The organism is Pantoea sp. GbtcB22 (assembly GCF_019091025.1).
Taxonomy (GTDB): Bacteria; Pseudomonadota; Gammaproteobacteria; order Enterobacterales; family Enterobacteriaceae; genus Pantoea; species Pantoea leporis.
Genome location: NZ_JAGXKB010000007.1, coordinates 217,739 through 230,048, shown reverse-complemented (window position 1 = coordinate 230,048; position 12,310 = coordinate 217,739). Strand labels below are relative to the sequence as shown.

At 54.4% G+C, this 12,310-nt stretch carries 11 protein-coding genes and 3 tRNA genes; 7 read left to right on the top strand and 7 right to left on the bottom strand.

The features are described from left to right. Positions 1-48: 48 nt before the first annotated feature. Positions 49-1,503 (top strand): NAD-dependent succinate-semialdehyde dehydrogenase, encoded by a 1,455-nt coding sequence (locus KVT28_RS20020; RefSeq protein ID WP_217549777.1) that lies wholly within the window; start codon positions 49-51, stop codon positions 1,501-1,503. Between the two features lie 25 nt (positions 1,504-1,528). After that, entirely contained in the window at positions 1,529-1,798 is a 270-nt protein-coding gene (locus tag KVT28_RS20015) for a hypothetical protein (protein ID WP_217549797.1), read from the top strand. Between the two features lie 50 nt (positions 1,799-1,848). Here the strand turns inward: KVT28_RS20015 and yhcN (KVT28_RS20010) are convergent, their stop codons facing one another. The 4 genes from yhcN (KVT28_RS20010) to argR form a co-directional block, all read right to left on the bottom strand. Beyond that, positions 1,849-2,115 carry a peroxide/acid stress response protein YhcN gene (gene yhcN, locus KVT28_RS20010; RefSeq protein ID WP_008101968.1) on the bottom strand — a complete coding sequence of 89 codons (267 nt, stop codon included), beginning with the start codon at positions 2,113-2,115 and terminating at the stop codon, positions 1,849-1,851. A gap of 101 nt (positions 2,116-2,216) precedes the next feature. Further along, positions 2,217-2,483 carry a YdgH/BhsA/McbA-like domain containing protein gene (locus tag KVT28_RS20005; protein ID WP_007891990.1) on the bottom strand — a complete coding sequence of 89 codons (267 nt, stop codon included), beginning with the start codon at positions 2,481-2,483 and terminating at the stop codon, positions 2,217-2,219. 90 nt (positions 2,484-2,573) lie between these two features. Next, positions 2,574-2,837, bottom strand: a complete 264-nt coding sequence (gene yhcN, locus KVT28_RS20000; RefSeq protein ID WP_101762851.1) for a peroxide/acid stress response protein YhcN — start codon at positions 2,835-2,837, stop codon at positions 2,574-2,576. 489 nt (positions 2,838-3,326) lie between these two features. Continuing rightward, the gene (gene argR, locus KVT28_RS19995) at positions 3,327-3,797 is read right to left on the bottom strand and encodes a transcriptional regulator ArgR (RefSeq protein WP_008101964.1); all 471 of its coding nucleotides are present in this window, start codon (positions 3,795-3,797) and stop codon (positions 3,327-3,329) included. A gap of 424 nt (positions 3,798-4,221) precedes the next feature. Here argR and mdh point away from each other — a divergent pair, with 424 nt between their 5' ends. Further along, positions 4,222-5,157, top strand: coding sequence for a malate dehydrogenase (gene mdh, locus KVT28_RS19990; RefSeq protein WP_217549775.1), 936 nt, complete (start codon positions 4,222-4,224; stop codon positions 5,155-5,157). A gap of 52 nt (positions 5,158-5,209) precedes the next feature. Here the strand turns inward: mdh and mscM are convergent, their stop codons facing one another. From mscM to rsgA, 3 genes are all read right to left on the bottom strand, one after another. Further along, positions 5,210-8,545 carry a miniconductance mechanosensitive channel MscM gene (gene mscM, locus KVT28_RS19985; protein ID WP_217549773.1) on the bottom strand — a complete coding sequence of 1,112 codons (3,336 nt, stop codon included), beginning with the start codon at positions 8,543-8,545 and terminating at the stop codon, positions 5,210-5,212. A 15-nt stretch (positions 8,546-8,560) separates the two neighbouring features. Continuing rightward, positions 8,561-9,457 (bottom strand): archaetidylserine decarboxylase, encoded by an 897-nt coding sequence (gene asd / locus KVT28_RS19980; protein ID WP_101762854.1) that lies wholly within the window; start codon positions 9,455-9,457, stop codon positions 8,561-8,563. 93 nt (positions 9,458-9,550) lie between these two features. Further along, positions 9,551-10,594 carry a small ribosomal subunit biogenesis GTPase RsgA gene (gene rsgA, locus KVT28_RS19975; RefSeq protein WP_101762855.1) on the bottom strand — a complete coding sequence of 348 codons (1,044 nt, stop codon included), beginning with the start codon at positions 10,592-10,594 and terminating at the stop codon, positions 9,551-9,553. A gap of 103 nt (positions 10,595-10,697) precedes the next feature. Here rsgA and orn point away from each other — a divergent pair, with 103 nt between their 5' ends. From orn to KVT28_RS19955, 4 genes are all read left to right on the top strand, one after another. Beyond that, entirely contained in the window at positions 10,698-11,246 is a 549-nt protein-coding gene (gene orn / locus KVT28_RS19970) for an oligoribonuclease (RefSeq protein WP_101762856.1), read from the top strand. Between the two features lie 308 nt (positions 11,247-11,554). After that, positions 11,555-11,630, top strand: a tRNA-Gly gene (locus KVT28_RS19965). A 28-nt stretch (positions 11,631-11,658) separates the two neighbouring features. Further along, positions 11,659-11,734: transfer RNA gene (locus KVT28_RS19960), tRNA-Gly, on the top strand. A 197-nt stretch (positions 11,735-11,931) separates the two neighbouring features. Next, positions 11,932-12,007, top strand: a tRNA-Gly gene (locus KVT28_RS19955). Positions 12,008-12,310 lie beyond the last annotated feature (303 nt).

Here is a 12,310-nt window from a genome sequence, read left to right as displayed (position 1 = left end):
TGGCATCTATACTTTCCTGACAGGACGCAAACTGACAGGAGAAAACCGATGTCCACTTCCCTGCAACAACACGAATTTTTCAAGACCGGCTATTTCGCTGATGGTCAGTGGCATAACGCCAGCGCCACCTTTGAGGTGACCAATCCTGCCACCGGCGAAGTTATCGCTAACGTGGCGAAAGCCGGCCAGCAAGAAACCGAACAGGCGATTGCCGCCGCGCAGCGTGCGTTTCCCGCCTGGCGCGATAAAACCGCCAAGGCGCGTGCCGAAATCCTCTATCGCTGGTATCAGCTGATCATCGAGAATAAAAGCTGGCTCGGCCAGTTGATGACGGCCGAGCAGGGTAAACCGCTTAAAGAAGCCGAAGGTGAAGTGGAATACGCCGCCAGCTTTATTCAGTGGTTTGCCGAGCAGGCGAAACGCGCCAACGGTGAAATCATCCCGCCGGCTAAACCGGGCTCGCGCATTCTGGCGACGCGCGAACCAATTGGTGTGGTCGCGGCGATCACGCCGTGGAATTTCCCGATGGCGATGCTGACGCGCAAACTTGGCCCCGCATTGGCCGCGGGCTGTACCGGCATAATCAAACCCGCTAACAACACACCGCTGAGCGCCTTCGCGTTGCTGGCGCTGGCGCAGAAAGCCGGTGTGCCTGATGGCGTACTCAATGCGGTGGCGGGCGATACGCATGCCATCAGCGACGCGATTATGGCCAGCAAGGCGGTGCGCAAAATTTCCTTTACCGGTTCCACCGCGGTGGGCAAAACGCTGATGCGTAATGCGGCTGAAACCATGAAAAAAGTCTCAATGGAGTTAGGCGGCAACGCGCCTTACATCGTGTTTGATGATGCCGATATTGATGCGGCGGTGCAGGGCGCGATTGCCAACAAATTCCGCAACGCCGGACAGGTGTGCGTCAGCGTCAACCGCTTCTATGTGCATAACGCGGTCTACGATCGCTTCGTTAATCAACTGGCCGATGCGGTGGGCAAACTAAAAGTCGGAAATGGCGTGGAAGAAGGGGTGATCGTTGGCCCGCTGATTGAGCCGTCCGCGCTGGAGAAAGTGGAAGAGCACGTCAAAGATGCATTGAGTAAAGGCGGCAAATTGCTGGTCGGCGGCGAACGTCATCCTCTTGGTGGCAACTTCTGGCAACCAACGGTGATTGGCGAAGCGCATGAAGAGATGAAGCTGGCGCAGGAAGAGACGTTTGGTCCGGTTGCGGCTTGCTTCCGCTTTGACGATGAAGCCGAGGTGATTGCGCGCGCTAACAATACCGAATTTGGCCTGGCGGCTTACTTCTACACGCAGAATCTGCAGCGGGTATTCCGCGTCTCAGCGGCGCTGGAAGCAGGCATGATCGGCATTAACGAATGCGCGGTATCCACTGAGCTGGCACCGTTTGGCGGCGTGAAAGAGTCTGGACTGGGACGCGAAGGATCGGTGTTGGGGATGGAAGAGTATCTGGAAGTTAAAGCGTTGCACCTCGGCGGACTCAGCTAGCCGCAACAACCAAGAGGGCGTCATGATGAGAACCGAGCGTTTCGATTTCGACGAGATTGTCGATCAAGCCCATTTTTATCGACAGTTTAGCGATCGTTTTGCGTTAGCCGATCTCGCCATCAACGATCTTGACGATCTTTGGGATGCGATTATAGGTGAGCAACTGCCGTTGCCGCTGGAGATTGAATTTGTAAATCTGGGGAAAGGGCAGAAACGCCGGTATGGCGCATTGATCCTGCTATTTGATGAAGCAGAAGAGGAGCTGGAAGGCCAGCTCCGCTTCAATATAAAGTAAAAAGGGCCCCGGCGAGCGGGGCCAAAGGGTTCGTCTTAATTGACGAGGAATTACTTATACAGCTCAGCTGTCACGTGGTAGCTGTCGCCGGTTTTCGCTTCAATCACTTTGTAAGCGCTGGCACCTTGCTCATCCGCTTTCTGAGAAAGCTCGGCACGATAGTCCATTGGCGAACCGCCGGTTCCGCTGATTGAAATGGTGCTGCCGGTAGGTTGCAGATTCTGCGCCTGTTGTTCGGTGACCAGTTGTGCTGCAGAAGCACCAAAGGCGAACAGGGAAAGCAGGGTAGCAGTTGCGATGGTTGTTTTGATTTTCATAATTTTCTCCTCGTTTAATCAACAACCTGCGGCAGAAAAGGGGGGGCGGGTCGTCGATCTATTGCCTGGCGCCATCAAGGCACCGGACGTTCAATTAGTGATTATTTGTACAGTTCAGCAGTTACGTGGAAAGTATCGCCACGGTTGCTTTCGATGATGCGGTAATGGCTGGCACCCTGCGCATCGGCTTTCTGTGACAGTTCCTGACGCACGTTGGTTTGGTCGCCGTCAACACCGCTCACGCTGATGGTTTGGTTCAGAGATTGCAGCTGTTCAGCTTGTTGGTTTGAAACCAGGCTGGCGGCACTCGCGCCAAAAGAAAGAACAGAAGCCAGGCCCAGTACTGCGATAGCTAATTTGGTTTTCATGATTCACTCTCCTGAAATGGGGGCCGGCAACCTGAGAGGCAAGAGCGTCTCAAACGGGTCGCCGTTCACATTGTTTTTTAAGTCAATAACTTATTTGTACAGCTCAGCGGTTGCGTGGTAGCTGTCACCGGTATTCGCCTCAACCACGCGATAGGCTTTAGCACCTTGCTGGTCGGCTTTATCGTTTAACTGCTGACGGATATCCATTGGAGAACCGCCCACGCCGCTGACGCTGATGGTGCCCGCAGGTTGCAGATTCGCTGCCTGTTCGGCATTAATAGAATCTGCTGCAAAAGCACCAAATGACAGGGCAGAGAGAACACTTAAAGTCGCGATAGTAGTTTTAACGTTCATGATAATTTTCCTCGTCGTCTGTTTTTATCTTTTTCTTTCGTGTGATTTGCATCACGAAAACAAGTATAGATCTAATCACCCATGAAATTAATACCGAGCTAATAATGTTTGGTTGTAATTCTTTATCCTTATGGCACTTTTTTAGAACCTGAAGTTATAAAAAACGCCTGGATCTTAACCTGAGGTGGTTATTTCACCGTAAAAACAATGATCTACATAAAATTATCTTTTAGTGCGAAAGATCGTGGTTGATCTCGCTGGCTGATACAGCTAGAGAAGGGAAAGACACTGAGCACAATGTGTAAAGCAGCGTAAAATAGCGCATAAGGTTAAACGGGCACAAAGGTCGTACCAATGATAGCGGCTGAAAAGAACCGACAGGCATATGGATAACTTATTATTTACAAAGGGATTTGTAACAGAATGGTTACGAATGAAGCGCAAAGGGCAAGATTACCGGCAGAGGAACTGCCGGTATGCAGCAGGGTTTTATAGCTCTTGTTCGAATAAAACCAGGATCGCGTCGTACAACTGTTTTACCGAGAAGGTGCGCGCGGGAGTAATAAAGATGGTGTCATCACCGGCAATGGTGCCGAGAATGCCTTCCGCTTTGCCCAGCGAATCCAGCAGGCGCGCAATCAGCTGCGCCGCGCCCGGACTAGTGTGAATCACCACTAACGCATCGTTGTAATCGATATCCAGCACCAGATTCTTCAGCGGGCTGGTGGTGGTGGGCACGCCGAGTTCAGCAGGCAGGCAGTAAACCATCTCCATCTTGGCGTTGCGCGTGCGCACCGCGCCAAACTTGGTCAGCATGCGAGAAACTTTGGACTGATTAATATTCTCGAAGCCGTCTTCCTGCAGCGCCTGCACGATTTCGCCCTGGGAGCTGAATTTCTCTTCCTTCAATAAGGCTTTAAACGCCTTAATCAAGTCGTCTTGTTTCGATGGGTTTCGCATAAGCTACCAATTAAAAAGGGGTTGCAGAGGGCAACAGGCCAACGGCAGATAAATTATTATGCATTTAGATGAATTTTTATGCAATAAGTCTGGCAAGAGAATCGCGGTAATGACCTGCGGGGCGGGCATCATAACAGAATATGATGTTGCACCAAAATCGCGGGTGGACGCGCAAAGCGAAGGTTGCAAAGTTGTTATATTATTGAAGTGGTAACAACAATATCGATGATCATTGCCGTCCATTGTCTTCTGGCTGCGAATGAATCATTCAGGCGACTTCTGAAGTGGAGATGTCTCGGGAGCCGATTGCGGCGTAGTGTTTAGTGCGCGACAGGTTTAGTCGCTATCGCCTGAGAAGTTGATTAAACTCGTAACCTGATGGATTTTCGGCATATCTCTGCCCCACCTTAATAAGGAGTTCAGGATGAAAGTTGCCGTTCTCGGTGCCGCTGGTGGTATTGGCCAGGCGCTCGCACTGCTGCTCAAAACGCAATTACCCGCAGGCTCAGCTCTCTCACTTTACGATATCGCCCCGGTAACGCCCGGTGTGGCGGTCGATCTCAGTCATATCCCAACGGCAGTCACCGTGGAAGGGTTTAGCGGTGAAGATGCTACGCCTGCGCTGCATGGTGCTGATGTGGTGCTGATCTCCGCGGGTGTGGCACGTAAGCCGGGCATGGATCGCGCCGACCTGTTTAACGTCAACGCCGGTATCGTGCGTAACCTGATCGAACAGGTTGCCAGTACCGCGCCAAAAGCGCTGATTGGCGTCATCACCAATCCGGTGAATACGACGGTGGCGATTGCGGCCGAAGTGCTAAAAAAAGCCGGCGTGTATGACAAGAATCGCCTGTTTGGCGTTTCCACCCTCGATATCATCCGTGCCAATACCTTTGTCGCGGCGCTAAAAGGCAAGCAGCCTAACGAGATTGAAGTGCCGGTGGTGGGCGGGCATTCCGGCGTAACGATTCTGCCGCTGCTGTCGCAGGTGGAAGGCGTGAGCTTCAGCGAGCAGGAAGTGGCGGATCTCACCAAACGTATTCAGAACGCGGGCACCGAAGTGGTGGAAGCCAAAGCCGGTGGCGGATCGGCGACGCTGTCGATGGGACAGGCGGCGGCCCGTTTTGGCCTGTCATTGATTCGTGCCCTGCAAGGCGAAGCCAACGTGGTGGAGTGCGCGTATGTGGAAGGCGATGGCGAATATGCCCGCTTCTTCTCGCAGCCGCTGCTGCTGGGCAAAAACGGCATCGTTGAACGCCGTCCGCTGGGCACGCTGAGTGCCTTTGAACAGCAGGCGCTAAACGGCATGCTGGAAACGCTGAAGAAAGATATCTCGCAGGGCGAAGAGTTTGTGAAGTGATGAACTCTAAGCGGCAAAACAAAACGCCCGGCATCTGCCGGGCGTTTTGTTTTTATAATCCGCCAGATTTGAAGGTCTTATTAGCGGGCGCACCGTTAGTCGCGGGGTTTTGCTTTCCGAGCGTCTCCATGCGTACCTGGAATGGTGGGAACGGCATTTCAATGCCGTGCTCCTCAAAGCCGCGCAGAATCAGTTGATGCAGTTCATGGCGCAGCGGCATGCGATGCCCCATCTCCGCCGCATGCACGCGCAGTTCAAACAGCTGAATACCTTGCTGCAGATCGACCAGGAACACATCCGGCGCTGGCATATCTAGCACGTAGGTGCAGCGATCGGCTGCCTGCTTAAGAATGTTGGTCACTTCATCACTGTTGACTCTGGCGGGCGCTGGAATCGTCAACACCACACGCGTCACTGAATCCGACAGCGACCAGTTCACGAACTGCTCAGTAATGAAAGCCTTGTTCGGCACGATGATCTCTTTGCGGTCCCAATCGGTGATGGTGGTGGCACGCGTGTTGATGCGCGTAATGCTGCCAGTCAGGTCGCGAATGGTCACGGTATCGCCAATACGGATCGGTTTCTCAAACAGGATAATCAGGCCGGAGATAAAGTTAGCGAAAATCTCCTGCATCCCGAAGCCCAACCCCAGACCCAACGCAGCAACCAGCCACTGCAGCTTCGACCACTCAATGCCCATCATTGAGAAGCCAATCAAGCCGCCAATCAGCATCAAAGCATACTTGGTCAAAGTGGTAATGGCGTAACCGGTGCCCGGCGCCAAACTGAGATGCTGCAACAGCGCCAGCTCCAGCAGCGCGGGCATGTTACGCACCAGCTGCGTGGTGATGATCAGCACCAGAATCGCAATCAACACCGCACCCAGCGTAATCGCCTGCACGCTGTCCACGCCCTGAATGGTAGTGCTGGCATTCCACAGCGGAATGTTATCAAGGAAGCTAAACGCCGAGTGGATTTCTGACCACAGCACAATCACCGAAACCAGCGCAATCAGCGTCAGGATTGAACGCACCAGACGCAGCGACTGTGCGCTGATCTCATCAAGATCAATGCTTGGCTCATCGATTTCGATGGTGTCGGCATTCGCTGGCGTTGATTGCTCTTTCTCTTCTTCGCTGCGCGCGCGGTTGGCCAGCATATCGGCACGACGCTGACGTGCACGGTCAAAGGCGATGCGGCGGCGCTGAATCAGCATCCAGCGGCGGATGATGTGATACACCACCAGCAGGAAGAACCAGATGCCCACCGAGGTTTCCAGACGCGCCAGCAGCGCCTGCGCGGTGGCGAGATAACCGATGCAGGAGGCGAGGGCAGCCACCAGCGGCAGGGCAATCATCAGGTTCCACAAAATGCGGTTTACGAAGTTATCGCCGTTGCCCTCTTTATCCAGATAGAGCGGAATACCGGCGCGTTTCAGGCTAACGGTAACGATACTCAGCGCGCCACAAATCAGGATGAAGCACACGCGTCCCAGCGTGCCGGAGAATTGCGGATCGTCGAGATTGGCAAAGGCGATCAGCAGCATGATCAGCGGCACAATCAGCCCCACCGACAGCGAGTAATAGCGCATGGCACGCGCCACGCGCGCTTGCGGCCAGCGGAAATGCACCACAAACAAGCCATCGGGACGCGCAAACGCCGCGCTGATCATAAAGGCCCACAGCAGCGGCAGCGTGGCGGTGATGCCATCGCCAATCGCCACGGCGAACGGATAAGGCCAGGCATGCTGTAAACCGTAACCGAGCGCGGCCCACAATACCGGTAGCGGCACCGCCACCAGAATCGACCAAAATACTGTGCGCAGCGTCAGGCTGAAGCGATCCTGCGTCACTTTACCGACGCGGCTGGCGGAGCGCTCCATAAAGGCGTTGTAGTGACGACGAGAGCTGATGCTGAAGCCAACCAGCAGAATCGCACCAATAATCGGTAACACGGTTTCGCGATTGGTAAACATCATCGCCAGCGCTTTGCCGAGCTGGCCGGCGGTATCCAGCGACAACAGACGCTTGAGATCCTGCGCCATCTCCACCGGGAAATTCAGGCCGATGGTATTAACGTCAGCGGTCCAGAACAGATAGCGATGCGTCGCATCTTTAACTTCGGCTAAGGCATCCTGCAGCTGCGTATTGGAAACTTTGAGCTTAGTGATTTCCAGAATCAGCGTATCGCAACCGGAAATCAGTGAGTTCAGCAGTTCGCGCTGGGTTTTAAGTTGCGCTTCGAGGATACGTACCTGATCGCTGCTGAACGGCGTGCCGTCATCCTGCTTGGCTTTGCGCAGTTCCTGCTGGCGCTCCAGCAGATCCTCATAATGCAGACGCTGCACGCGCAGCTGGCCCATTTCGCTGTCAATCTGCTGAGATTTCGGCATCTCTGGCAGACGGGCAACCTGCGCACGCAAGGCTTCGCCCAACAGATTGGACGCCCCCAGCCATTGCGACTGCTCACGCAGCGTGCTCAGCGCCTGACGCACCTGCAAGGTCTGATTGGTGGCCAGACGCTGCTGCGAAGCGACTAAATCCATGCGCTGCGCTTGTTGATTAAGGTCGGCGGAGAGTTCGCGGTTAACGCGGAACTGATCGCTGATCGAACTCGGCAGATCGCCGCTGTTTTCCGCCAGCTGCTCGGTGCGCTCAAGCGCCAGTTCAGCTTCGCGCTGGCGCTGATTGTTGAGCTGATTGCGCAGCGCCTGCAGATAGTTATCCAGTTGAGTCGCTTTACGCTGATGCACCTCAGCGCGCATACGCGCCAGTTCCTGACGGTTATTCGCCGAAAGCTGCGCCAGCTCTAACTCGTCCACGCGCGCTTTGTTGGCGGCGTTTTCCGCCTGACGCGCGTAAATCTGCACCTGCGCCAGCGGCGTAGTCGCCGTCGAAGCGCTCTGCGCGCGACGATCGCTTTCGGTCATCGCCCGGCGTGCATCGGTTTGCTGCTGCGGCAGCTGCGACAGTGAATCGCTGATCTCGCGCGCGCGATCCTGCTCCTGCTGCGCCTGGCGGCCTTCCTCCAGCAGCTGGCTGCTAACCTGCAACAGCTCCTGATCCAGCTCGGCGCTGCTCATATTGCTGCGCACCGCCTTGCTGCTGTCCGTCAGCGTGGCGATCTGCTGACGTAATTCGCGCGCCAGCCGCGGGAAATCATCAATCACCTGCTGATACTGCTTCGCGCGCTCCAGCGACTCATCGCGCTCGTTGAGGAAATTGATCGCCGATTCGAGCGCCTGCACCTGCTCGGTTTGCGCGGGTGAGCTTTTCGCCGATTTAGCCGCATCCAGTTCCTGCTTTAGCTGGCTGGATTGCGGAACGGTGGCTGCAAATACAGAACTGCTGAGCACAAGGCTCAGCAGCAAGGAGAGGAAAACACGCACGGGAGAGATTCCGGGTTATTTGCTAAGTGAGACGCTGTCGCCAGGCTGAGGCAGGGCGATGGCCAGCGGCTGACCGAGGCGGGTTTTGCTTTCGGCTTCAAGGCTTTCTGCCAGCTTCACGCGATTCGGCGCGAACAGGTTGATCACCGTTGAACCCAACTTGAAGCGACCCATTTCCTGGCCTTTCAGCAGCACCACCGCACCATCATGATCGGCAGACGGATAGCGCCAGCGTTTAATCACACCTTCGCGCGGTGGCGTAATGGTGCCCGCCCACACGGTTTCGATGCTACCCACAATGGTGGCACCGACAAGGATCTGCACCATCGGGCCATGATCGGTATCGAATACGCAGATCACGCGCTCGTTACGCGCAAACAGATTCGGGATGTTACGTGCGGTCAGCGGGTTGACGGAGTAGAGATCGCCCGGCACATAGATCATTTCGCGCAGGATGCCGTTACACGGCATATGCACGCGGTGATAATCGCGCGGGGCGAGATAAGTGGTAACAAACTCGCCGTCATGAAACTGATCCGCCAGATCGTCGTTACCGGCCAGCAGCGCCTGCAGGCTGTAAGTGTGGCCTTTGGCCTGGAAGATCTGATCGCCGGCAATGCGGCCCAGCTGGCTGATCGCGCCATCGGCGGGCAGCGCCAGTAAAGAGGCATCAGTATCGATCGGACGCGCGCCCTCTTTTAACGGACGCACGAAGAAATCATTGAAGGTGCGGTAGCTGCCGGTATGTGGCTTGCTGGCTTCCGCCATATCCACTTTGTAGTACCAGACAAATAGGTCGATGACCGCTTTAGTGAGCCAGCCACCACGGCGGCTGGCACCCCAACCGGCGAGCTCGGTGAGCCCTTTTTTAGGCAAAATATGATTCAGGCCGAGTTTAAAACGATCAAACACCGTTGCCTCCTGGCTTAATTACGTGTCGTTAACAAAAAAGGGGGCGGATTGTAGCAGCGCCCCAGCGCGTTGGCGAATGTGCCGTTGTACTGCTTAATCTGCGTCGGAGGAAAAGTTTTTACGCGTCTTTACCTGCGCCATACTTTCCAGAATTCGGTGGTAGTTATCGAAGCGGGAGATATCAATCTTGCCCTCTTCTACCGCTTCGCGAATGGCGCAGCCAGGATCGGTATCGTGCTTACAGTCGCGGAAACGACAACCGCCAAGGAATTCACGGAATTCGACAAATCCGCGCGTCACTTGTTCCGGCTCCAGATGCCATAAACCAAACTCACGCACGCCCGGCGAATCGATCACATCGCCGCCCGCCGGGAAGTGATAGAGGCGTGACGCGGTGGTGGTGTGCTGACCCAGACCAGAAACGTTCGACACATCGTTGGTCAGAATTTCAGCTGCTACCTCCAGGCCAAGCAGGTTATTCAGCAGGCTCGATTTACCCACGCCAGATTGGCCGGCAAAGATGCTGACGCGGCCGGTTAAGGCGCTTTCCAGTTCAACCAGGCCATCTTTGGCGTGGCTGGAAACCATCAAGACGCGATAACCAATGTTGCGATAGATCTCCATCTGCTCATCAACAAACGCGCGGCCTTCGGCATCTAAAAGGTCGGTTTTGTTGAGCACCAGCAGCGGTTCCACGCCAAGGGTTTCGCTGGCGACCAGGTAACGATCGATGATGTTGAGTGACAGCTCTGGCAGGATCGCCGAAACGATAATGATCTGATCGATGTTGGCGGCGATCGGCTTCACGCCGTCATAGAAGTCTGGGCGCGTAAGCACCGTCTTACGTTCGTGTACCGCTTCGACGATCCCTTTGCCGCCGCCAATGGCAGCGCGCCATAAAACGCGATCGCCAGTGACCAGCGAGCGAATAGTGCGGCGGATGTTACAGCGATGCACAACGCCTTCGCTATCTTCCACGTCTGCGTGCATGCCGAAACGGCTGATCACCACGCCATCAGCCGCTTCTCCAAACAGACTATCATCCGGCTCCGGCTTATCGCTCCGTTGCTGCAGACGACGCTGATGGTTGGCGCTTACGCGACGTTGTTGACCTTTCGACAGTTTGTTTTTACTCACGCATCCTCTCACGGCTTTCGCCAGGTTTCGCCCTGCTGGGCAAAACGTCTATGATACACCTGAAATGAGTTTAATGACGACTTTGGCAACAGGCGGGAAACGCATGACAGCTGGAAATGAAAACAACCTGATTTGGATCGACCTCGAAATGACCGGATTGGATCCGGAACGCGATCGCATAATTGAGATCGCTACCATCGTGACCGATGCCAACCTTAACATCCTGGCAGAAGGCCCGGTGTTCGCGGTGCATCAATCTGACGATCAGTTGGCGTTGATGGATGACTGGAACGTGCGCACGCACACCAATAGCGGATTGGTGGCGCGCGTCAAAGCCAGCGAGCACGATGACCGTGCGGCGGAACTGGCCACCATCGAGTTCCTGAAACAGTGGGTGCCGGCGAACACCTCTCCGATTTGCGGCAACAGTATTGGTCAGGATCGTCGCTTCCTGTTTAAGTACATGCCTGAACTGGAAGCCTATTTCCACTATCGCTATCTTGATGTCAGCACGCTGAAAGAGCTGGCGCGCCGCTGGAAACCAGATATCTTGCCAGGTTTTAAAAAGTCCGGTAGCCATCAGGCGCTGGATGATATTCGCGAGTCCGTCGCCGAGTTGGCGTACTATCGCGAGCACTTCCTGCAGCTTTAACCGCCGCGGGTGCGCAGGAAATCATCAGGTTGTCGATAAAAGCAGCGAACGCGCGGAAAGCGCAAAATTTTGCTTTTAGACTCTTGCGACTGAAAGGATTTCTCGTATAATGCGCACCCCGTACCGGTGAAGAATTTGATTCGGAATTCGGAACGAGAAAGTAAAAGCAGTAACGGCGAAGTTCAGAATCGAGCATGTTTATTTGATGCAAGGCGGCAACTGAACGATTCACAGCGAGCTTACATTAGTGAGTGACCTGTGCGAGTGAAGGCAGCCAACGCAGCAGCAGATAAACAGGCGATGATTATGCGGGAATAGCTCAGTTGGTAGAGCACGACCTTGCCAAGGTCGGGGTCGCGAGTTCGAGTCTCGTTTCCCGCTCCAAACTTTCGTTGAGTAGTAAACCTCTAATGCGGGAATAGCTCAGTTGGTAGAGCACGACCTTGCCAAGGTCGGGGTCGCGAGTTCGAGTCTCGTTTCCCGCTCCAGAGTTTGTAGTAAACCATCCAAATCACGGATTTAGTCGTTAGCGTGATTGTTGTGACAAAAATACGAAGAGTCAGAATCGAGTATTTTAGTTTGCAACAAGGCGGCAACTGAACGAATCCCTGGGAGCTTACATGACTAAGTGACCTGGGTGAGTGAAGGCAGCCAACGCAGTAGCAGACTAAAATACGAAGATTATGCGGGAATAGCTCAGTTGGTAGAGCACGACCTTGCCAAGGTCGGGGTCGCGAGTTCGAGTCTCGTTTCCCGCTCCAGATTTTCATATTCACTAATGTTATTTGCCCTTAGGCGCAATCAGAATTAAAACTGCTGCAGATCTTTTTGATCGTATGCGATACCGTTTTTTTCTGGAAATTTTGCACGCCTCGCTAGCAGCGATAATGCTTGTTGTCTGATGCAGTTATCTTACAGGTTATCCACAATGCGCCTGCAAGCTTCTGACGGCGTTTTCCCCGTTGTTTAAAACTGTTTTGAACAGAGTTATCCACAAGCTCTGGACAAACCCCTGCGCGCTAAATACGATGTGAATATTTACAATAATCGCTTAATTGATTGAT